We start from the raw sequence: 21209 nt of genomic DNA, 5'->3' as shown, positions 1-21209 counted from the left end.
CCGTCACCTCGACGCCGTTCCGCTAGATTGGGCCCATGGAGCCTCAGCTGCGACCCGGAGCCCGGGAGGCGATCTTCGCGCAGCTGGACGAAGCCGGGCGCGCCGAACAGGTCGCGCGGCGCCTCACCGACGCCATCATCCTCGGTGTGCTCACCCCGGGCGAGCGTCTGCCGAGCGAGCAGGAACTGGCGCGGCGCTTCGGAGTGGCCCTGATCACCGTGCGCGACGCCCTCGTCATGCTGCGTGACGCAGCCCTGGTCGAGACCCGTCGCGGCCGCGAGGGCGGCAGCTTCGTGATTCAGACGGATGCCCCGCACGGCACGCTGCTGCAGTCCCGGCTCCGCGGCCTGGCCCAGGTGGAGCTGTCCGACCTGTTCGTGTATTTCTCCACGATCCTCGAGGGCTGCGCCGAACGCGCTGCCCTGCGCGCCTCCCCCGCCGACGCCGACCGGCTCCGCGGATGGCTGCACACCGCGCCGGGAAGCGGGGCCGCCGGAGCCCGCGCCACCGCGGGCGGGTTCCTCCTCGAGCTCGCGGTCCTCAGCCAGTCGCCGCGGCTGGTGCGCGAGCACATCCGTTTGCAGGCGGAATTCGGTCCGCTGCTGCTGCTCGCCCTCGGCGACCCGCAGGCTCGCGACCGGGTGGCGACGGGCAACAGGGAGATCGCCGCCGCCATCGCCCGCGGCGAGCCGCTGGCGGCGCGCACCCTGGTCGCCGACCAGGCGCGGGAGCTGAGCGAGTGGCTGCTCGCGGCGAAGACGAGAACCGAACGGGGCGGGCCGCTCTATGCAGCCGTCGCTACCGCCTGAGTCCACGGATGCCCCGGTCACCCTGGCCTCCTGCGTCGCCGAGGTCAGCGACATCTTCGCCCGCGCCTTTCACATCCTCGGCGGTTGGCGCGACCTGATCGTCAGCGCCGGACCGGTACAGGCGGCGGAGTTGGATGCCCTGGTGGAACGGCTCGTCGTGCCCGCCCTGCGAGGCACGCCCCGGGCGATGACGCCCGACCCGGCGTCACTGATGATCGGCGCGGGCTTCATCGCTGCGCCGCAGTTCGTGACCGGGCGCGAGTTCCATTTCGCCTGGTGGCTGGGCCCGCTCGCCGGCACCCCGTTGCTCGGCACCACGACGGCGCCGAGCCGGCTGGACCTCGCTGCGCGGGTGAACACCGAATTCCTGCGCGATTTCCGGGAGCTGGAGTGGTACCAGGTCCCCGAAGCGACCGCCCGGACCCATGTCACCGGCCCCTACGTCGACCACCTGTGCACGTTCGACTACGTGATCACGCTGACCATGCCTGTGCGGGTCGGGGAGGAAATGGTCGGCGTCGTCGGAGCGGATGTCTCCGTGAAGAGCCTCGAACAGGTGTTGCTGCCCCATTTCCTCGCCCTGGCGAGCCCGGTTGCACTGGTCAACGCGGCCGGTCGCGTCGTCACGTCGACCGAGCCCTCGCTGCCTCCCGGTGACGTGCTGCCGAACGGGCGGCATCCGCTGGCCGATTACGTGCAGGTGCCGTGCCCGGGCACCCCGTTCCTGCTCGCCATGCGGGTGCGGACTGCCCCGCACTGACCATCGCGGCCCGTGACAGGAAAGCCGTCGCACCCTCAGGCCCCCGTCAGATAGCACCTTTCCGGTCGAGAGTGCCCGTTCCGCGGGTCACTCTCGACCGGAACGGGAACTGTCGCCGGAAAATCAATCATCCGGTTCTATACCTTTGATGGCGGGCATCCACTATGTTGAGCACACCCACGAGATGCCCGCGGCCACGTCTGGGTGGCCGCGTCCCTCCGGCTCGATCGGAAAGGTCATGATGTCAGCGAACTCATCTCCACAGAAGAAGGGGCTCGGCGACGCCGAGCACCTCAAAGCCCTCGGCTACGAGGACTCGTTCCATCGCTCCATGTCACTCTGGGGCAACTTCGCCCTGGGATTCACCTACCTCTCCCCACTCGTGGGCGTGTACTCGCTCTTTGCGCTCGCCCTGAGCACGGGCGGGCCACCCTCGATCTTCTGGCTCGTCATCGTGGGCACCGGGCAGCTGCTCGTGGCCCTCGTCTTCGGGGAGGTCGTGTCCCAGTATCCGATCGCGGGCGGCATCTACCCGTGGACCCGGCGCCTCTGGGGCAAGCGCTACGCCTGGATGGCCGCCTGGGTCTACGTCTGGGCGATGCTCGTCACGATCACCGCCGTCGCGGAATTCGGCAGCGGCTTCCTCGGCAGCCTGATCAACGCCCCCGTGACCAAGGAGGTGACCCTCGGCCTCTCGGTGCTGTTCCTCGTGGTTGCCTTCCTGTTCAACTTCTCCGGCACGAAGATGCTTGCGCGGGTCGCCCGCATCGGTCTCGCCGCCGAACTGGTCGGCGTGATCGGCCTCGGCCTCTACCTGCTCGTCTTCCAGCGCAAGCAGGAGTTCGGCGTCTTCTTCGACACCATGGGGGTGCAGGGCGACGGCACCTACGCCGCCGCGTTCCTGGGTGCCGCCCTCGCCGGCCTGTTCCTGTTCTACGGATTCGAGGCCTGCGGCGATGTCGCCGAGGAAGTGCCCGACCCGGCCAGGGGCATCCCGCGAGCCATGATCCTCACCATTCTGGTGGGCGGGGTCTCCGCCCTCTTCTCCTTCGGCGGCTACGTGCTGGCCGCACCCGATCTGCAGGCCGTGGTCGACGGCACCGATGTGGACCCGATCCCCGCGATCCTCGACGCCACCCTCGGCACGGTCGGCGCCAACCTGTTCCTGGTCGTCGCGATCACGGCGTTCCTGTCCTGCGTGCTCAGCCTGCAGGCCGCGGCGAGCCGGCTCCTGTTCTCGTTCGCCCGGGACGGCATGATCCCCGGCAGCACCTGGCTGGGCCGCGTGTCCCCCCGCACGGCCGTCCCCGTCAACGCGCTGATCGTGGCCTGCACGATCCCGCTGCTGTTCTGCATCCTGATCTATGTGGGTGGCAGCACGATCCTGACCCAGATCACGGCTTTCGCGGTGCTGGGCATCTACGTCGCGTTCCAAGCCGTGGTGCTGGCTGCGCTCCGCCAGCGCGTCAAGGGCTGGCGGCCGGCCGGGCCGTTCAACCTCGGGCCGCTCGGATTCATCGTGAACGTGATCGCCCTGGCGTACGGCATCTTCGCCATGGTCCTGCTGGCCCGGCCCGGCACGTCCGGGGTGTTCCTCGACGACTGGATCGTGCTGATCGGGCTGGGCGTGGTGATGGGAAGCGGCCTGCTCTACCTCTTCATCGCCCAGCCGCACAGCGCGTCGCACCAGCCGGAGGGAGACGCGATCGCCGTCGCGGCCATGCTCCGCGCACATCCGCAGAACGCCGAGCGCACGGATGCCCGCCCAACGGCCGCCCACGACTGAGCACCTGCCCGGGCCTCGCGTCCGCCGGCGTTAACGAAGGAAGGGCCCGTCTCGCGACGGGCCCTTCCTGGTGCGGCAGAACCGCGGTGAAACTGACTAGATGCTGTTCACATCGAGCTGGATGCCGGGGCCGAACGTGGTCGAAACGGCACCCTTCATGATGTAGCGGCCCTTGGACGAGCTGGGCTTGAGGCGCACGATCTCCTCGAGAGCCGCGCTGATGTTCTCGTTCAGCTGCTCGGCGGTGAAGGACGCCTTGCCGACGACGAACTGCACGTTGGCGTGCTTGTCGACGCGGAACGCGATCTTTCCGCCCTTGATGTCGGACACGGCGCGCGCGACGTCGGGCGTCACGGTTCCGGTCTTCGGGTTCGGCATGAGGCCGCGCGGGCCGAGGACCTTACCCAGACGACCGACCTTGCCCATGAGCTCCGGGGTGGAGACGGCGGAGTCGAACGAGGTGTAGCCGGCGGCCACCTTCTCGATGAGCTCGTCGCCACCGACCTCGTCGGCGCCGGCAGCGATGGCCGCCTCGGCCGCGGGGCCCGTTGCGAACACGATGACGCGGGCGGTGCGGCCGGTGCCGTGAGGAAGAATCACGGTGCCGCGAACCATCTGGTCAGCCTTGCGGGGGTCCACGCCGAGCTTGAGGGCAACCTCAACGGTCGAGTTGAAGTTAGCGGAACCGGTCTCCCGGGCCAGAGTGACGGCCTCGGTCGGGGTGTAGAACTTGTCGGCGTCGATCTTCTCGGCCGCGGCCCGGTAGGCCTTTGACTTCTGTGCCATGTTGAATCTCCTGTAAAACGAAATTGAGAGTGTGGTGCGAGCCTGGCGGGCTCTTCCACGTCGTGCTGGTGGCGGATGCCGGGTGGAGGTGGTTACGCCTCGACCGTGATGCCCATGGAGCGGGCGGTGCCGGCGATGATCTTCGACGCTGCGTCGAGGTCGTTGGCGTTGAGGTCAACCATCTTGGCCTCGGCGATTTCGCGGACCTGAGCCTTGGTGAGCTTGGCAACCTTGACGGTGTGCGGGGTGCCGCTGCCCTTGGCGACGCCGGCCGCCTTCTTGATGAGCTCCGCCGCCGGCGGGGTCTTCAGGATGAACGTGAATGAACGGTCGTCGTAGACGGTGATTTCCACCGGGATGACGTTGCCGCGCTGGGATTCCGTCTGAGCGTTATACGCCTTGCAGAATTCCATGATGTTGACGCCGTGCTGACCCAGTGCCGGCCCGATGGGCGGTGCGGGGTTGGCGGCGCCGGCCTTGATCTGAAGCTTGATCAGACCAGTTACCTTCTTCTTCGGTGCCATTGTTCTTCCTTACTTTGTAATGACGAGCAGCCAGGGCCGCTCTCCCGGTGGCCCGGACGGGCCCCGGTGAACTTAAATCTGTGGGGTGCGGGCGCGAACCCGTGTGGTGCTGGGCGGTCTAGAGCTTGGTGACCTGGTCGAAGCTGAGCTCCACCGGGGTCTCGCGCTCGAAGAGGGAAACCAGCACGATGAGCTTGCCGCTCTCCGCCTTGATCTCGCTGATCGATCCGGGCAGGCCAGCGAACGAGCCTTCCTTGATCGTGATCGTCTCGCCGATCTCGTAGTCGATCTCGGCCGGGAGGGCGCGGGTCGGAACCTTGCCGCCGTGGCCGCCGGTCTTGGCGGTGGGGACGTCCTGAATCTCGACGAGGCTCTTCAGCATGCCGAAGGCTTCCTCGAAGCGCAGCGGCGTGGGGTTGTGCGCGTTGCCCACGAAGCCGGTGACGCCGGGCGTGTGACGCACCACGGACCAGCTGTCTTCGTTGAGGTCCATGCGGACCAGCACGTAGCCGGGGATGCGCACGCGGGTGACCATCTTGCGCTGGCCGTTCTTGATCTCGACGACGTCTTCCATCGGAACCTCGACCTGGTAGATGAAATCTTCCATGGCCATGGACTGCTTGCGGTTCTCGATGTTCGACTTCACACGGCGCTCGAAGCCGGCGTAGGAGTGGATGACGAACCACTTGCCGGGCTGGAAGCGCAGCTCCTTGCGGAATTCTTCGTAGGGGTCTTCGGGGGTCTCGTCTTCGGCGGGCTCGGCCGCGGCATCCGTTGCCTCGGCGGCATCGGCTGCCTCTTCGCCTTCAACGGCTTCGACGGCGGCCTCGGCCTCGTCGGCGGAGTCGATGTCGAGGGCGTCGTCGACGAGTGCGTCAGCGGCCGGGTCAGCGGTCTCGGCCAGCGCGTCGAGCGCGGCGTCGAGGTTGACTTCCACGCCCACGCTCGGATCGAACACGTGCACGGCGACCTGCTCGGCGGCCTCTACGGAGTCTTCGTCGGCGGCGAGGGTGTTGCCCTCCTGCGCCTCGTCCTCGGTGGAGGACTGCTCGGCGGCGGTGGCCCAGTCGACGTCGTCGCGATTCGTGTCAGTCACTAAATTTCAATCCTTTTCTATTGCATGGGCACGAATTCGTGGCCCAGACAGCGTTTGCCATGAATTTTGCAGTGACTCTTCTTCACTGGTGCGTGGCCATGATCGCTCGATGCGACCCGGCTACGGCAGCTGAGTTATCCGCCCGGCGTTCCGAACACATAGGTGACGGCGAGTGCGAACACCCAGTCGAAGGCGGAAACGATGACCATCATGATGATGACGAAAACCAGCACGACTCCCGTGTAGCTCAGGAGCTCCTTGCGGGTGGGAGTGACGACCTTGCGGAGTTCCGCCATGACCTGCTGGATGAACAGGGACATCCGAGCGAAAGGACCGCGCTTGGAATCGCGCGCAATTTTCGCGTTCGCGACGATTTCCTCACTGGGTTCGTCGACAACTTTTCGGGCCACCTGATTACACCTTTCATGTGCCGACGGAATGCCACCGACTTGCAGGGCGGACAGGACTCGAACCTGCAACCTGCGGTTTTGGAGACCGCTGCTCTACCAATTGAGCCACCACCCTATGGAACGAATTCAGACTACCTCGTCGTGCACACTCCCCGAAAATGAACCACAAAGCGGGCGCAAAAAAGCATGGCAGAATTCAATTACCTCATCGAGTCTAGGTCACGGGACGGCCACTGTAAAGCTGGGGCAGCCCCACCAAAGTGAGGATGCCCCGTATGCTCGAAGCGTGGCCCACGAACTGAAGCGAATCTCTACCCGTATCGGCTCCATTGCGGAGTCGGCAACCCTCAAGGTGGACGGCAAGGCCAAGTCCCTGCAGGCCGCCGGCCGGCCGGTCATCAGTTTCGCCGCGGGCGAGCCTGACTTCCCCACCCCGGAACACATCGTCGAGGCGGCCCTCGTCGCCGTGCGCGACCCGAAGAACCACCGGTACACACCGGCGGCCGGGCTCCCCGACCTGCGCGAGGCCATCGCGGCCAAGACCCTCCGCGACAGCGGCCTCCAGATCTCCCCCAGCCAGGTCGTCGTCACCAACGGCGGCAAGCAGGCCGTCTACCAGGCCTTCGCCACGCTGCTCGACCCAGGCGACGAGGTCCTCGTTCCCACCCCGTACTGGACCACCTACCCGGAGTCCATCCGCCTGGCCGGCGGCGTGCAGGTCGACGTCTTCGCCGGCAGCGACCAGAACTACCTCGTCACCGTCGAGCAGCTCGAGGCTGCTCGCACGCCCCGCACCAAGGTGCTGCTGTTCGTGTCCCCGTCCAACCCCACCGGTTCCGTGTACTCACCCGAGCAGACCAAGGCCATCGGCGACTGGGCCGAGGAGCACGGCCTCTGGATCATCAGCGACGAGATCTACCAGAACCTGACGTATGACGGCGTGCGCGCCACCTCGATCGTGGAGGCCGTGCCCGCCCTGGCCGACCGCACCATCCTGGTCAACGGCGTCGCCAAGACCTACGCCATGACCGGCTGGCGCCTGGGCTGGATGGTCGGCGCGCAGGACGCGATGAAGGCCGCCGCCAACCTGCAGTCGCACCTGACCTCGAATGTGTCGAACATCTCCCAGCGCGCGGGCATCGCCGCCCTGAACGGGCCTCAGGATGCCGCGATCGCCATGCGTGACGCCTTCGACCGTCGCCGCCAGGTCATCGTCGCCGAGCTGAACAAGATCCCCGGCATCGTCGCCCCGACGCCGCAGGGCGCGTTCTACGTCTACCCCGACGTCACCGGCCTGCTCGGACGCACCTGGGGCGGCGTCACCCCGACCACTTCCCTGGAGCTGGCCGACCTCATCCTGGACCAGGCCGAGGTTGCCGTCGTACCCGGCGAGGCGTTCGGCCCCAGCGGCTACCTGCGCTTCTCCTACGCGCTCGGCGACGCCGCCCTGCTCGAGGGTGTGCAGCGCCTGCAGCGCCTCTTCGCCTAGCGGCGCGCGCCGGTGAACCGACAGCTTTGAGGGGTCAGAAGCTCTCTCAACCCCCCACTCTTGGCGGTTCGGCGGTGCCTGTGCACAATCTCCGGCGCCGTCGGCACCGATAGGGCAACCTCGAGGCGTGACCGCGCGCTCGCCTCTACCTCCGCCGCTCGATGCCGGCGCCTTCCGCGTGGGCGACGGCCTGCGCGGGGGCCTCTCGCGGGATCGAATGCGGGCCACGGACCTGGCTCGGCCGTTCTGGGGAATCCGCGTCGTCGCATCCGGTGCCCTGACCACGCTCGAGCGGTGCAACGCAATTCTGCGACGGATGCCTACCGGCTCCTTCTTCAGCCATCACACAGCCGCGCTGATCATCGGCATCCCCGTGCCGCTCCCGCTGTCGGAGCGGGACGAGGTGCACATCGGCGTCGCCGCTCCAGACCGTTCCCTGCGCAGCAACGGCATCGTCGGGCACTCCCTCCGACTTGACCGCACCGATCTGCGGCTCTGGCACGGCCTGCCGGTCACCAGCCCGGCGCGCACCTGGTGCGATCTGGCGACGGTCCTCACCCTGCGCCAGCTCGTGGCAGCCGGTGACTACCTGATCCACAGGCGGATGCCGCTCGTCACCCTGCAGGAGCTCGCCGGGGCCGTCGAGCGGCACGCCGGTCGACGGGGGCACGCTCTGCTGCGCCAGGCGCTGCCGCTGCTCAGCGACCGGGCCGAATCGCCGCCGGAGTCGGAGGTGCGGGTCATCACCGTCACGCACGGGCTGCCGAAGCCTCTGGTCAACCATCCCATCCATGACCGGCATGGCCGCCTGATCGCACGCGCAGACCTGTATTTCCGGGACTACGGCGAACTGGTCGAGTATGAGGGCGACCATCACCGAACCGACTTGGCCCAGTGGCGCCGCGACCTCACCCGAACGGCCGATGTCGAGGCGGAGGGCCTCCACGTCACCCGGGTCAACGCCGACGATCTGCACCACGAGGCCGCCCTGGCCGGGCGCATTGCCGCCAACCTGCGCCGTCGGGGCTGGACCGGTCAGCTCCGGCCGCCGAAACGACGACTTTGAGGGGTGCAGGCGGGCCTGCACACCTCAAAGTCGTCGTTTCGCGCGCGACGCTTCCTCCGGGGAGCTGGGCATGCGACCCTTCTCTCATGGAACATTCCTCCCCGGTCGTGCGTGTGCGCGACCTGCGCAAGTCCTACGGAAACTTCGAGGCGGTTCGCGGCATCAGCTTCGACATCGAGGCCGGTGAGACCTTCGCCCTGCTCGGCCCGAATGGGGCAGGCAAGAGCACCGCGATCGAGATCCTCGAGGGATACCGCGACCGCAGCTCCGGCGAGGTCAGCGTGCTCGGGGTCGATCCGCAACGCGGCGGCCTGGCCTGGAAGTCGCGCCTCGGCATCGTGCTGCAGTCCACCGGGGAGAGCGGCAACGTCACCGTCACCGAGCAGCTCACCCACTTCGCCGGCCTGTACCCCCGGCCGCGCCGCGTGGCCGAGGTGATCGAGGCCGTAGGGCTGGAGGCGAAGGCGAAGACCCGCATCAGCAAACTCTCCGGCGGGCAGCGCCGCCGCGTCGACGTGGCGCTGGGCATCATCGGCCGCCCGGAACTCCTGTTCCTGGACGAGCCCACCACGGGCTTCGACCCCGAGGCGCGGCACCAGTTCTGGGACCTCGTGCGCCGCCTCAAGGCCGAGGGCACGACCATCCTTCTCACCACGCATTACCTCGACGAGGCCGCCCAGCTCGGTGACCGGGCGGGCGTGATCAACGACGGCCTCCTGATCGACATCGGCGCCATCGGCGAGATCGGCGGCACGGATGCCCGGGTGCCGCTCGTGCGCTGGCGCGACGCCTCCGGCCGGCTCCAGGAAAAACGCACGCAGGAACCGGCGCGACTCGTGGCGGAGCTCGGGGCGGCATCCGGCGGTGAACCCGCCGATCTCGAGGTGATCCGGCCCAGCCTGGAGGACATCTACCTCGGCCTGGTGCGTGGCAGCCGGCCGTCGAACGACGCGGCAGACTCCCTCGAGGACGACACGGAGGTGCTCGCATGAGCAACGGCATTCCCGGAACAGACTCCCGCACCGCGGCGAGCGCCAGAGCAACCGCCGCGGCGAGCACCGCGGCGAGCGCCGAGAGCCCGCGTCCCCGCACCGGGGGGCTCAGCGTGCTGCGAATCGGCCTCTCCCGGATCGGCTACGAGACCCGGATGTACTTCCGAACCACGGACAGCGTGTTCTTCACCTTCCTGTTCCCGTTCATCATGCTGGCCATCTTCACGGCCGCGTTCGGCGCCTCCGGCAACATCGGCACCGCACCGGACGGCTCCGGCGGCATCAGTGTGGGTGCCTACTACCTGCCCGGCATGCTCGCCGCGGGGATGCTGCTCTCGGGGGTGCAGAACCTCGCCGTGGACATCGCCGGGGAGAAGGGCGACGGCACGCTCAAGCGACTCGGCGGCACCCCGCTCTCACCGCTGAGCTACTTCATGGGCAAGATCGGTCAGGTTCTGGTCACCGGAATCTTCCAGGCAGCCCTGCTGATCCTGGTGGCCCGCGTGCTGCTCGGCATCGACCTGCCGACCGAGCCGGAGAAGTGGCTGACCTTCGCCTGGGTGTTCCTGCTGGGCGTCATCACGAGTGCGTTCCTCGGCATCGCCCTTTCCGCTCTGCCTCGCTCGGGCAAGAGCGCGACCGCCGTGATCATCCCCATCGTGCTGATCCTGCAGTTCATCTCAGGCGTCTACCTGCAGTTCTACGTGCTGCCTGAATGGATGCAGAATCTCGCCAGCGTGTTCCCGCTGAAGTGGATGGCGCAGGGCATGCGCGGCGTGTTCCTGCCCGACAGCTTCGCCAGCCTGGAGCAGACCGGCGCCTGGGAATTTCCGCTGATCGCGCTGAATCTGGCCATCTGGCTGGTGGTGGGACTCGTGCTCAGCCGGGTCACATTCCGCTGGATCCGCAAGGACACCTAGGCGCCCGGCCCGGGGCATCCGTGGCCGGCTCGACCGGGCCCGGCGTCGCCCGGGATTGTCGGTGCGGTGCACCGCGGGCACACTGTCAGGATGACCGACCCTCCCGACAGTCAGACGACGCCGCCGCGGTCGGGCCCGGCAGGCCCTGGGCCCGGCCGCGGCAATGACTTCTTCGCGGCCATGCGCACTACGGGGATCGTGCGCGGCACTGACCGCTGGCTGGCCGGGGTCTGCGGCGGCGTGGCGCTGCGGGCCGGGCTGAACCCCACTCTCGTGCGCGTGGTGACGATCGTGCTGGGCGTGCTCGGCGGCCCGGTCCTCTTCGCCTATGCGGTCGGCTGGGCGCTGCTGCCCGACGCGACCGGGCGCATCCATGCCGAGCAGACCGTGCGCGGCGTCTTCGAGCCCGCCATGATCGGGATCGTCGCGCTGGCGGCCCTCAGCTTCGCCTCGTATACGCGCAACCTGTGGTGGCAGGCCCCGCCGGCAGGGTTGCCCGACTGGCTGGCAACCACCCTCGCGGTCGGCTGGAGCGTGGCTGTGACCATCGGGATCATCTGGCTCGTCGTCTTCCTGGCGCGACGCACGGCGACTCCGGCCGGCGCCGTCCTCAGTGCCGCCGCATCCGGCGCCGGGCGCCCCGTGACCGGCCCGGCCGCCGGCGCCTTCGACCCCACCGGGAGCACGGTCGGCACCGGCGGCTTCGTCAGCTCTCCGGGCCTCGCCGGAACAGCCGGTGCCGCACCCACGGGCCCTCCTCCCGGGCGCGGGTCGTGGCGCGACCGCCGGCCCGGTGCCGGCTTCAGCGCGATCGTGCTCGGCCTGGCGCTGCTGTGCGGAGCCGTCGCCGCCGGTCTGTGGTCCGGCGGCGACTGGTCGGATGCCGCGCTGCTGGTGGGCCTGTCCGTCACGCTGGGCGTGCTCGCCCTCGGCGTCATCGTGTCGGGCATCCGCGGCAAACAGAGCGGTGCCGTGGGCGGGTTCGCCTTTCTCACGGCCGTCGCGCTCGTCTTCCTGGGCCTGTTTCCCAGCGGCACCGCGTTCTTCCCGATTGGCGCGCCGGTCTGGACCGTCAGCGCCGACGCCGCCTCCACGCCCCCCGGTTACGCCGTTCTGGCCGGCCGGGCAACCCTCGATCTCACCGCCCTGGATGCCGCCGGCGCCGCAGAACGCACCATTGACGTGTGGATGGGCGTCGGCGTCACCGAGCTGATCCTGCCGAGCGACCGGCCGGTGCAGGTGGAGACGACCGCGCTGATCGGCGGGATCGACTACGTCGGCGACGCCGCCGCTGCCGAGCGGGGCGGCATCTTCTTCCGCGATGTGCACACCTTCAACGACGACGACGCCCGCACCGTGACCCGCATCCGGGTCTGGACGGCCCTCGGCCAGGTCACCGTCATCGCCCCGGCCCGTCTGGAATCCTCATGACCGCGGCCCCCGACCCGACCGAGCAACCGGCTCCGGAACCGGAGTCGGAACCGGAGCAGCCTCCGACCCGGAAACCGATCCTGGAACCGCAGCTTCCGGACGGTGTACCCAACCCCCCGGTCGACGACCGGTTCGCGGACGCCATCACCTCCGTCATCGCCGTGACGGCGGCGCCCGGCCCAGCACCCTCAGAAGGCGAGGGGCCGGGCGCTGCAGGTCCCGAGATCGAGGTGGAGACCGCCGACTCCGCCGCGGACCACACGGTCGCCTATCCGAGCCCCATCCCGGAGTATTCCATGGAGGCCACCGGCGGCTCGGACGACCCCGACGACACCGACCCGACGCACGGCGGGCCCGGCGGGCCCACGGTGTCCCACCATGCCGACACCGAGTCGATGGGCTCCCTCACCCCTGAATCGCCGCTGCTCGCGCCCGAACCCCCGGCGTATTTTCCCCCCGAACCGCCGTACCTGCCCCCGGTGACGCCGCCGCCGCTCGCCCCCGCACCGCCGACGTACCTCGCCCCGGAGCCGGCGCTGCCCGCGGCATCCGTCAGACCCCGCAGCCGGCCTCTCTTCGGCACCATCGTCTGGGGTGTCATTCTGCTCTCGCTGGCAGGCTACGTGCTCCTCGGTGTGCTGGTGCCCACGCCCGCCGACCCCACGCTCTGGCTGCTCGGGGGTGTGATCCTGATCGGGCTGCTTCTGATCGTCGTCGGCATCATCGCCGCCCTCCGCCGAGCCCCCTGAAGCCTCGAGGGCTTCCAAGCTCGCGAGAGCGCAAAATGTGCCCTTTCGTCGGCGCCGAAGGGGCACATTTTGCGCTCTCGCGGCCGTGGCTGAGCGGGGGGAGGGAGGGGAGGGAGGGAGGGGGTTAGGCGTCTAGGCCGACGAGGATGGGCTCGGGCTGCAGGATGACGCCGAACTCGGACTGAACGCGGGCCTCCACCAGGCGGGCGAGCTGAGCGATCTCGTCGGCGGTGGCACCGCCCGTGTTCGTCAACGCGAGGGAGTGCTTGCTGGAGATCGCGGCGCGGGACCCCGGCAGGCGGAAGCCCCGACCGATCCCGGAGTGCTCGATCAGCCAGGCCGCGCTCAGCTTCACCAGCGGCACGGGCCGCTCCCCGGGGATGGGCCCGACGCCGGCATACTCGTCCAGCGGGATCACCCGGTCGGGCAGGTTCTGCTCCGACAGCGGCCAGCGCGGCACGGCGTCCGGGAGCGTGCGCGAGAACGCCAGCGACACGATCGGGTTCGTGAAGAACGAACCGGCACTGCGGGTATCGGCGTCGTCCGGGTCGAGCACCATGCCCTTGGCGGCGCGCAGGGCCAGCACGGCGGCCCGCAGTTGCGCGAGCGGCACCCGGTCACCCAGTTGCACCCCCAGCGCCGTCGCGAGCTGCGGAAAGGCCACCGGCCGGCTGAGCGCGCTGCCGAGAACGGATGCCTCACTCCGCGTGTCGTGCAGGTTCAGCTCGACCGCGATCACCAGGCCGCGAAGCCCCTGCTTCAGGGCCGAGGTGCGGTAGCCCAGGGCCAGCGCGCCGGCCTCCAGACGTCGCCGTTCGCCGGACTCGTAGTCGAGGAAGTCGATGGCCGACAGGGTGGTGCCGAGCTCCTGACCGTAGGCGCCGATGTTCTGCACCGGGGCCGCCCCGGTGGATCCGGGGATGCCCGAGAGAGCCTCGATGCCGGCCCAGCCCTGCGCCACCGTGTACGCCACCAGCTCGTCCCAGGGCTCGCCGGCCTGCACGCGCAGCACCAGCCGGTTCGGTTCGTCGGGTTCGTCGGACGAAGCAGACGGCGCAGACGACGGCAGCGGCGACGCCCCGGAAGTGGGCGAGACGACGCTCACCCCGCGCGTCAGCACCCGGATCACGGTGCCGTCGAAGCCCTCGTCCGCCACGATCGTGTTGGAGCCGCCGCCGAGCACGAGCCACTCGTCGCCCGACGCCCACACGTCCAGGGCCTGATCGACCAGGTCCTGCTCGGTCGTGGGCGACACCATGCGGGCGGGCGGGCCGCCGACGCCCATCGTGGTCAGCTCGGCGAAGGTCGGCATCGGGGAGGCAGAAGCAGCGGGGCTTGTCATCGGGGTGCCGTTCAGGCCAGCCGCACGCGTGCCTGCGCTTTGCCCAGCACCGTCACCTCGCCCGACGAAACGGTGAGGTCGATGCGGGCCACGCCGGCATCCGCGTCGAGGGCACCGACCTTGGCGACCACGGTCACGACCGCGACATCGTCGGCCGGGACCAGCACCGGGCGGGTGAAGCGCACCTGGTAGTCCACGATGCGGCCGGGGTCGCCGGCCCAGTCGACGACCGGCTGCACGGCGAAGCCCATGGTGAGCATGCCGTGCGCGAGCACGCCGGGCAGCCCCACGGACACGGCCACGTCGTCGCGGTAGTGGATGGGGTTGAAATCTCCGGATGCCCCGGCGTAGTGCACGAGGGAGTCGCGGGTGAGCGGGAAGGTTCCCTCGGCGACGATCTCCCCGACGGTCAGGTCGGCGAGGCGGGGCGTGGCGGGCGTTGCGCTGCTAGTCATTCGTCTCCCCTGACGACGAGGGTGGAGGTGGCGGTCACGACGTGCGCGCCGGCGGCGTCGACGATGGTCGACACGGCCGTCACCATGGAGTGGCCGCCGAGGCTCTTCACGCTGGCCACGGTCAGCGTGGCGGTGAGCTCGTCGCCGGCCACGATCGGGCGGCTGAAGCTGAACCGCTGGTCGCCGTGCACGACGCGGGTGAAGTCGATGCCGGCATCCGGTTCGGCCAGAAGCTGCGCCAGGGTGGCCTCCTGCACGACCACGGCGAACGTGGGCGGGGCGACGACGTCGGCGTAGCCCGCGGCGCGCGCGGCCTCCGGGTCGAGGTTGATCGGGCTCGTGGCGAAGACCGCGCGGGAGAACTCGCGCACCTTCTCCCGGCCGACGAGATAGGGGGCGACGGGCGGGAAGACCCGGCCCTGCAGTTCGGGGTTGACAGACACAGGGCGAGTTTACCGGCCTCCGCCGGGGGCGGCGCCATCGGGCAGACTGACTGGTGTGAAGATCAAGCGCGTGCGTCTGGGTGACCCTGAGGTGGCCCCGCTCCTGGCCGACCTGGCGCGGGAGTACGACGAGCGCTACGGCGACGGCGACTCCGTGCACGACGTGTCGGCGGAGGCTTTCGACCCGCCGAGTGGCGTCTTCCTCGTGCTGCTCGACGGGGGCGTGACCGTGGCGGGCGGCGGCATCCGTCGCCTGAGCGAGACCACGGGCGAGGTGAAACGGATGTGGACCAACCCGGCGCACCGTCGGCAGGGCCATGCCATGGCCCTGCTTGCCGCCCTCGAGGAGGTGGCGCAGGAACTCGGCTACCGGCACCTGCGCCTGGAGACCGGGCACGCGCAGCCGGAGGCACTCGCCCTCTACCGGCGTCTCGGCTACCGGGAGATCGGCAACTACGGGATCTACGAGAACGCCACCGGCTTCGAGCGCACATTTGCCGCCGGCGAGCGCCTCCCCTGAACTCAAGCATTGGCCTGCGACACGCCCGCTTGCTACCGTAGACATGCCATGCCTAACAAATTAGAGCCACACCCCGACCTTCCCATCGACCTGCCCACGGCCGAACGCATCCATGCGGCCGTAGCGCACTATGGCGAACAGGCCGTCATCGACAATTCCGTCGCGCTGCTGCGCGGCAAGAACGCCGGCAAGGACTTTCTGCTCTACGCCGGCGGACGCCACGCCCTGGGCATCCTCGAAGGTGCCCCGGCCCTTTACTGGCCCGAGCTGTGGGGCGCCCGCGCGCTGCTCTACGTGTGGGGCGAAACGGCCGCGCCGTACATCGTCGTCGGCATGAACAACCAGGCCTGGCGGGTGCGCGAGATGTGCGCCAAGGTCGTGCTGTTGCGCGGCCTCGAGGTGGCACCCAAGCTGGTGCGCCTGACCACCGACGAGGTTCCGCGCGTGCGCGCCGCGGCCCTGCACGCGCTGGCCGCCCAGGGCACCGCCGACCACCTCGCCACGATCGTGCAGCGTCTGCGCGACCCCGACAAGGAGGTGCGCCGCGCAGCCCAGCAGGCCCGCGACGTGCTCAACGAGCGGTGGAACCTTGTTGTCGAGCAGGGTCAGGGCATCGAGCAGACCCACGGGACCCGGCACACGCACCCGAGCGAGTAGCCGGTCGAGTAGCCGGTCCACGGACCGGAACGCACACACGCAGTACCGAGACGGGGGGTCCGGATGTTCCATCGCTTTGTGGCCATCGGCGACAGCTTCACGGAAGGCGTCGGCGACGACCTTCCGGGCGGCCAGGTGCGCGGCTGGGCCGACCTCGTCGCGCTCGGCCTCGCCGCGGCATCCGACCACCCCGTCTCCTACGCCAACCTCGCCGTGCGCGGCCGGCTGCTCGGCCCGATCGTCACTGAACAGCTGGAGCCCGCGCTCGCGCTCGGCCCCGACCTGCTCAGCATCTGCGGCGGCGGCAACGACGTCATGCGGCCGCGCGTCGAGATTCCCTATGTCGTGAACCTGATGAAGCAGGTCGTCGACCGGGCCGAGGAGCAGGGCGTTCACGTTCTGGTTCTCAGCGGCGGCAATCCTTCCCACCACCTGCCGCTGGGCAATCTGATGCGCCGGCGCGGCGACCAGCTCGCGGACGCCGCGCGCGCCGCATTCGACCGGCCGGGCGTGACGCTCGTAGACAATTGGGTCGACTCCGAGCTGGAGCACAAGCGGTTCTGGTCCGTCGACAAGCTGCACCTCAACGCTCTCGGTCACACCCGGGTGGCCACCAACGTGCTGGCCGACCTGGGCGTGCCGGTGCCCGTGGAATGGCTCGATGCCCCGGCCCCGACCGACGAGCACGTGCAGGGTACGGCGGCGTACTACCGCGAGTTCGTGCTGCCATGGATCGGCCGCCGCATCACCGGGCGCTCCTCCGGCGACGGCCGCCCGCCGAAGCGCCCCATGCTGGAGCCCGTCGACGCCGCCTGATCGCTGTGATCGAGCGTGGATTGACGGTGATCGATCTTCTGCGGTAGATTACATCGATAGTCATCAATGTATTCAGTCGAGGGAGAACGCCATGAGCGAGAACAGCAACCCGGTGCGCGAAGAAGTGCGGGCCCGTTACGCGAGCGCGGCCCTCTCGGTCACGAACGAGGGGCGCCGGTCGCTGCTCGCCGACGCACCCGCCGCCGGCTGCTGCGGCACCGACGCCACGGCCCCGACAGCGGATACCCCGGCGAACTCCTGCTGCGGCGGCGCCGACTCCGCCGAGGCAACGGATGCCGCCAGCTGCTGCGCGCCGGCCGCCATCGACGAGAGCCTGGTCTTCGGTTCCGCGCTGTACGACGCCGCGTCGACCCAGGATCTCCCGGGCGCGGCCCTGCTGGCCAGCCTCGGCTGCGGCAACCCCACGGCGGTCGCCGACCTCCAGGCCGGCGAAACCGTGCTCGACCTCGGCTCGGGCGGGGGCATCGACGTGCTCCTCTCCGCCCGTCGGGTCGGCCCCACCGGCTTCGCCTACGGTCTCGACATGACCGACGAGATGCTCGACCTGGCCCGGCAGAATGCGGCCGCCGCCCAGGCGCGGAACGTGGAGTTCCTGAAGGGCACGATCGAGGAGATCCCGCTGGGCTCCGACAGCGTCGACGTCGTCATCTCCAACTGCGTGATCAACCTGTCGACCGACAAGCCCGCCGTGATCGGGGAGATGTTCCGGGTGCTGCGTCCCGGCGGCCGCGTCGGCGTGTCCGATGTCGTGGCCGAGAACCACCTCGCACCCGCCCAGCGAGCCGAGCGCGGCTCCCATGTGAGCTGCATCGCGGGAGCGCTCTCGATCGCGGAGTACGAGGCGTTCCTCGCCGCCGCGGGCTTCGAGCAGGTCAGCGTCACCCTGACCCACGAGGTGACCGACGGGATGCACGGCGCCATCGTGCGGGCGGTCAAGCCGGCGCGCACCGTCTAGTCGTCAGCCGGCGGTCGGCACGCGCAGCAGGGCACCCTCGCTGCGGCAGGTGGCCGCTGCGATCAGCATGGCGTCGGCCAGCAGACTCTGCCAGCCGGCGGCATCCGTGGGCACGCCCCGCGTCAGCATGGTCTGCACGCTGGAGGCGAGGGTGGCGTCGCCCGCGCCCATGGTGTCGACGACGCTGCCGGCCAGAGTCGCGATCGGTTCGGTCACCAGCACGTCGTCCACGGTGGCGACGGATGCCCCCGCGCGCCCGGCCGTGGCCAGCACCGTCTGCGTGCCGCCGGCCAGCAGCCGCGCCCGCAGCTGATCGAGGGTGCTGCGGTAGAGCAGCTCGGCGTCCTCGTCTCCCACCTTCGTGAGGAGGCTCCGGGCAGCGAGGCGTTCGAAGTTGGCCACGAACAGGTCACCGTCGGCGAGCATGCCGGCGCGGGGGTTCGGGTCGATCACGAGGCGTCGCTCCGGGTCCGCGACCGCGGCGATGAAGGCATCCGTCTGGGCCGTGTCGTCGAAGGGGAAGCAGCTCACGACCACCAGGCGGGCCTCGTCGAGGGCGGCGCGCTCGGCCGGGCCGAACTCGATGCGGCGCTTCCGGGCGGCCTCGTTGAACGCGTAGGTGGGTTCACCGTCGGTGCGGTCGGAGGTGGCGCGCGAGCTGCCGAACGGGCCGGGCGTGGCCACCAGGGTCACGTCGTGGGCGGCGAGGAACTCGCGCAGGACGAGACCGTCGGCGTCGTCACCGACCATGGCGATCAGGGTGGTCGGCACCCCGAGCACGGCCAGGCCGACCGCCACGTTGAGGGCGGCGCCGCCGGGGAATTCCAGGTGCGACCCGGGGCTCACCATCTCGTCGATGAGGGCGTCGCCGACCACGACCACGCGGTTCTGCTCCGTCAGGTTCTGCTCCGTCATGCGGTCTCTCCCTTGCGCCTGCCACCAACCCTGTCGCACCAAGCCTAGGGCTCGCGCGCTGCCGGGGTGGCGACAGATGAGAACAGACGCGACCGGGTTTGTCCACCCCCTTTCGCGGGGTGCAGAGGGGTCGTAGGCTCGCCCTCAGGCGGGGTTGCTCCCCGAGCACCGATCCTTAGTCCCTGATTGCAGGGTCCGTATGAGACCGGAGCGAAAGCACCCCTCGTCGGGGGCAGGACATCATCGGGGTGACCTGCCCCCCTTTACCCCGCCACGTACAGTCGGAGCATGGCTTCCGACGCATCGACCCCGTGGTTCTCCGCCGACGATGTCTTCGCCCGCGTCGGCTTCGGCGCCGCGGTGCGCGCCCTGCAGGCCGCCGTACGCGGTGGGCTCGACCCGGCGCACGATTTCAGCCGCAGCATCCTGAACGTCGACCAGGGCCAACTGCTGCTGATGCCGTCGAAGTCCGCGGGGTTCGTGGGCGTCAAGGTCGCCACCGTCGCGCCCGGCAACCCGCAGCTCGGTCGGCCACGCATCCAGGGCCTGTACCTGTTGATGGATGCCGGCACGCTCAGCCCGGTCGCCCTGCTCGACGGCGTCGCGCTGACGACCCTGCGCACCCCGGCGGTGTCCGCGGCCGTCGCCGACCTGCTCGCGCCCGCCGTGATCGAGCACCTCGTGGTGTTCGGTTCGGGACCCCAGGCATGGGGCCATGTCGAGGCGATGCGGGCCATCCGTCGGATCGGCCGGCTCACCGTGGTCGGCCGGCACGCGGGCCGGGCCGAGGCTCTGGTCGAGCGGGTGATGGCGAGCGGTCTGCCCGCGCAGACCGGCACCCCCGACGCCGTGGGCGACGCGCAGCTGATCGTCTGCGCCACCACCGCCCGCACGCCGCTGTTCGACGCCTCCCTGGTGCCGATGGACTCCTGCACTGTGGCCGTCGGGTCGCACGAGCCCGATGCCCGCGAGCTTCCCAGCGCGCTGATCGGGCGCGCCCAGGTCGTCGTCGAAGACCGCCAGGTGGCTCTCCGGGAGGGCGGCGACGTGCTGATCCCGCTCCGGGAGGGTGTGATCGACGCCGCCTCCCTGGTGCCGCTGCGGGATATCCTCGTCGGCACGGTCGCGGTCGACCACACCCGCCCCCGCGTGTTCACGAGTTCCGGCATGTCCTGGCAGGACCTGGTGGTCGCCCAGGCCGTCTTCAGTCCGGAGTGCCGCGCGTAGCGTCGAACAGGCCGGTTTCAGTCAACGAGGGCGGGCGACGGATGCGGCGGGGCCTGCACCGCGGGCGCCGGCACCGCGGGCGCCGGCACCGCGCGCAGGCGGTGCCCCTGCTCCACCCGCTGCCCCCAGGTGGTCCCCGCGATGATCAGCCCGGCCCCGAGCACCGCCACCAGGCCGAGGCTCTCGCTGCCGAGGCTCACCCCCACGAGCACCGCCCAGATCGGCTCGGTGCCCATCAGCAGGCTGGCGCGCGCAGCCGAGGTGTGCCGGATCGCCCAGGTCTGGGCCAGGAACGCGAACACGCTGCAGGCCAGCCCGAGGTAGAGCACGCCGAGCCAGGCGGCAGGGCCGAAGGCGCCGATCGCGCGGAGCGTGCCCGGCGCATCCGCTGCGGTGAAGACGACGGCGCCCACGGCCGCCTGCACCAGCGTGATCGTGAGAATGCCGGGCCGGCGACCGGCCACCGTGCGCCGGGTCAGCCGGCCCACCATGGTGACGTGCAGGGCCCGCACCAGCGCCGCCGCGAGCATGAGCAGGTCACCCGGGTTCGGGGCGCGGAATCCGTTGCCGGACACCAGCAGCGCCACCCCGACGACGGCGAACACCGCGGCAACGAAGAACGGGCGCGGCAACCAGTTGCGCGCCGCGACCGACTCGAGAATCGGGGTGAGGATGATCGTCAGACTGATGATCAGGCCCGCGTTCGTGGCCGAGGTCACGGCCACGCCCGCCGTTTCCAGCCAGAGGATCGCGGCCTGCGTGAGTCCGAGCAGCCCGCCCACGGCCAGCTCGGAGCGGGTCGGCCGCCGCGGCCGGCTCAGCGCCCAGATCAGCGCCAGGGCCAACGCGGCCACCAGGAAGCGCAGCGCGAGCACGGCACCCACGCTGGCCTGCTCGGTGAGCACCTTGGCGGCAAGGTAGCTGCCACCCCAGACCAGGGCGACCAGCAACAGCACGGCGTCGATGCGGTAGCGGCCGAGCCGGGGAAGATTGGTCATGGGGCCATGCTCCCGGGTCGCATCCGTTAAGTCCAGATGGCC

23 protein-coding genes and 1 tRNA gene are annotated in these 21209 nt (G+C 69.8%); 14 read left to right on the top strand and 10 right to left on the bottom strand.

Translation table 11 applies throughout. The annotated features are described in order from the left end of the window. The first annotated feature begins 35 nt into the window (after positions 1–35). The 3 genes from AC0J5J_RS11645 to AC0J5J_RS11635 all read left to right on the top strand — a co-directional run bounded on the left by AC0J5J_RS11645 (position 36) and on the right by AC0J5J_RS11635 (position 3355). Positions 36–809, top strand: coding sequence for a FadR/GntR family transcriptional regulator (locus tag AC0J5J_RS11645; protein WP_474898110.1), 774 nt, complete (start codon positions 36–38; stop codon positions 807–809). Further along, complete coding sequence (locus tag AC0J5J_RS11640) at positions 787–1569, top strand: cache domain-containing protein (protein ID WP_474898108.1); 783 nt, start codon at positions 787–789, stop codon at positions 1567–1569. Before AC0J5J_RS11645 ends, AC0J5J_RS11640 begins: the two co-directional genes overlap by 23 nt. A 238-nt stretch (positions 1570–1807) precedes the next feature. Continuing rightward, positions 1808–3355 (top strand): APC family permease, encoded by a 1548-nt coding sequence (locus AC0J5J_RS11635; protein ID WP_474898107.1) that lies wholly within the window; start codon positions 1808–1810, stop codon positions 3353–3355. A 96-nt stretch (positions 3356–3451) separates the two neighbouring features. On the opposite strand, the gene rplA is transcribed toward AC0J5J_RS11635, so the two are convergent. From rplA to AC0J5J_RS11610, 5 genes are all read right to left on the bottom strand, one after another. Then, positions 3452–4141 (bottom strand): 50S ribosomal protein L1, encoded by a 690-nt coding sequence (gene rplA, locus AC0J5J_RS11630; RefSeq protein ID WP_134363506.1) that lies wholly within the window; start codon positions 4139–4141, stop codon positions 3452–3454. A gap of 92 nt (positions 4142–4233) precedes the next feature. Further along, complete coding sequence (gene rplK, locus AC0J5J_RS11625; protein ID WP_134424703.1) at positions 4234–4665, bottom strand: 50S ribosomal protein L11; 432 nt, start codon at positions 4663–4665, stop codon at positions 4234–4236. 118 nt (positions 4666–4783) lie between these two features. Continuing rightward, complete coding sequence (gene nusG / locus AC0J5J_RS11620; RefSeq protein ID WP_134424702.1) at positions 4784–5761, bottom strand: transcription termination/antitermination protein NusG; 978 nt, start codon at positions 5759–5761, stop codon at positions 4784–4786. Positions 5762–5895: 134 nt separating this feature from the next. After that, entirely contained in the window at positions 5896–6171 is a 276-nt protein-coding gene (gene secE, locus AC0J5J_RS11615) for a preprotein translocase subunit SecE (protein WP_134424701.1), read from the bottom strand. Positions 6172–6213: 42 nt separating this feature from the next. Continuing rightward, positions 6214–6286 (bottom strand) — tRNA-Trp (locus AC0J5J_RS11610). Positions 6287–6457: 171 nt separating this feature from the next. On the opposite strand from AC0J5J_RS11610, the gene AC0J5J_RS11605 reads away from it, so the two are divergent. From AC0J5J_RS11605 to AC0J5J_RS11580, 6 genes are all read left to right on the top strand, one after another. Beyond that, positions 6458–7660 carry a pyridoxal phosphate-dependent aminotransferase gene (locus AC0J5J_RS11605; RefSeq protein ID WP_474898106.1) on the top strand — a complete coding sequence of 401 codons (1203 nt, stop codon included), beginning with the start codon at positions 6458–6460 and terminating at the stop codon, positions 7658–7660. Between the two features lie 127 nt (positions 7661–7787). Beyond that, complete coding sequence (locus tag AC0J5J_RS11600) at positions 7788–8726, top strand: hypothetical protein (protein ID WP_474898104.1); 939 nt, start codon at positions 7788–7790, stop codon at positions 8724–8726. An 86-nt stretch (positions 8727–8812) separates the two neighbouring features. Next, positions 8813–9718, top strand: coding sequence for an ABC transporter ATP-binding protein (locus AC0J5J_RS11595; RefSeq protein ID WP_134424698.1), 906 nt, complete (start codon positions 8813–8815; stop codon positions 9716–9718). Further along, positions 9715–10638 carry an ABC transporter permease gene (locus AC0J5J_RS11590; RefSeq protein ID WP_474898102.1) on the top strand — a complete coding sequence of 308 codons (924 nt, stop codon included), beginning with the start codon at positions 9715–9717 and terminating at the stop codon, positions 10636–10638. The genes AC0J5J_RS11595 and AC0J5J_RS11590 overlap by 4 nt, the downstream gene beginning before the upstream one ends. A gap of 90 nt (positions 10639–10728) precedes the next feature. Next, positions 10729–12069, top strand: coding sequence for a PspC domain-containing protein (locus AC0J5J_RS11585; protein WP_474898101.1), 1341 nt, complete (start codon positions 10729–10731; stop codon positions 12067–12069). Continuing rightward, positions 12066–12818 (top strand): hypothetical protein, encoded by a 753-nt coding sequence (locus AC0J5J_RS11580; RefSeq protein ID WP_474898099.1) that lies wholly within the window; start codon positions 12066–12068, stop codon positions 12816–12818. Before AC0J5J_RS11585 ends, AC0J5J_RS11580 begins: the two co-directional genes overlap by 4 nt. Positions 12819–12942: 124 nt before the next feature. Here the strand turns inward: AC0J5J_RS11580 and AC0J5J_RS11575 are convergent, their stop codons facing one another. From AC0J5J_RS11575 to AC0J5J_RS11565, 3 genes are read right to left on the bottom strand one after another with little or no spacing between them, the layout of a single operon-like run. After that, positions 12943–14160 (bottom strand): UDP-N-acetylmuramate dehydrogenase, encoded by a 1218-nt coding sequence (locus AC0J5J_RS11575; RefSeq protein WP_134424694.1) that lies wholly within the window; start codon positions 14158–14160, stop codon positions 12943–12945. A gap of 11 nt (positions 14161–14171) precedes the next feature. Further along, positions 14172–14615 (bottom strand): MaoC family dehydratase, encoded by a 444-nt coding sequence (locus tag AC0J5J_RS11570; RefSeq protein WP_474898097.1) that lies wholly within the window; start codon positions 14613–14615, stop codon positions 14172–14174. Then, positions 14612–15058 (bottom strand): FAS1-like dehydratase domain-containing protein, encoded by a 447-nt coding sequence (locus AC0J5J_RS11565; RefSeq protein ID WP_474898095.1) that lies wholly within the window; start codon positions 15056–15058, stop codon positions 14612–14614. Before AC0J5J_RS11565 ends, AC0J5J_RS11570 begins: the two co-directional genes overlap by 4 nt. A 55-nt stretch (positions 15059–15113) precedes the next feature. On the opposite strand from AC0J5J_RS11565, the gene AC0J5J_RS11560 reads away from it, so the two are divergent. The 4 genes from AC0J5J_RS11560 to arsM all read left to right on the top strand — a co-directional run bounded on the left by AC0J5J_RS11560 (position 15114) and on the right by arsM (position 18027). Then, positions 15114–15578, top strand: coding sequence for a GNAT family N-acetyltransferase (locus tag AC0J5J_RS11560; protein ID WP_474898093.1), 465 nt, complete (start codon positions 15114–15116; stop codon positions 15576–15578). Positions 15579–15626: 48 nt separating this feature from the next. Beyond that, positions 15627–16235, top strand: coding sequence for a HEAT repeat domain-containing protein (locus AC0J5J_RS11555; RefSeq protein ID WP_134424690.1), 609 nt, complete (start codon positions 15627–15629; stop codon positions 16233–16235). 63 nt (positions 16236–16298) lie between these two features. Beyond that, positions 16299–17051 (top strand): SGNH/GDSL hydrolase family protein, encoded by a 753-nt coding sequence (locus AC0J5J_RS11550; RefSeq protein ID WP_134424689.1) that lies wholly within the window; start codon positions 16299–16301, stop codon positions 17049–17051. A 91-nt stretch (positions 17052–17142) separates the two neighbouring features. Next, a complete protein-coding gene (gene arsM, locus AC0J5J_RS11545) occupies positions 17143–18027 on the top strand; it encodes an arsenite methyltransferase (RefSeq protein ID WP_474898091.1) in 885 nt (294 codons plus the stop codon). Positions 18028–18030: 3 nt separating this feature from the next. On the opposite strand, the gene AC0J5J_RS11540 is transcribed toward arsM, so the two are convergent. Further along, positions 18031–18942, bottom strand: a complete 912-nt coding sequence (locus tag AC0J5J_RS11540) for a PfkB family carbohydrate kinase (RefSeq protein WP_134424687.1) — start codon at positions 18940–18942, stop codon at positions 18031–18033. A gap of 288 nt (positions 18943–19230) precedes the next feature. Here AC0J5J_RS11540 and AC0J5J_RS11535 point away from each other — a divergent pair, with 288 nt between their 5' ends. Further along, positions 19231–20169 carry an ornithine cyclodeaminase family protein gene (locus AC0J5J_RS11535; RefSeq protein WP_134424686.1) on the top strand — a complete coding sequence of 313 codons (939 nt, stop codon included), beginning with the start codon at positions 19231–19233 and terminating at the stop codon, positions 20167–20169. Positions 20170–20186: 17 nt separating this feature from the next. Here AC0J5J_RS11535 and AC0J5J_RS11530 read toward each other — a convergent pair whose 3' ends face one another. After that, on the bottom strand, positions 20187–21167 hold the full coding sequence (locus tag AC0J5J_RS11530; RefSeq protein ID WP_474898089.1) for a DMT family transporter: 981 nt from the start codon (positions 21165–21167) through the stop codon (positions 20187–20189). Between the last annotated feature and the right edge of the window lie 42 nt (positions 21168–21209).

The organism is Cryobacterium sp. TS_SC_7, assembly GCF_056156285.1.
The sequence above is the reverse complement of the archived record's forward strand: the minus strand, read 5'-3'. Positions and strand labels throughout refer to the sequence as shown.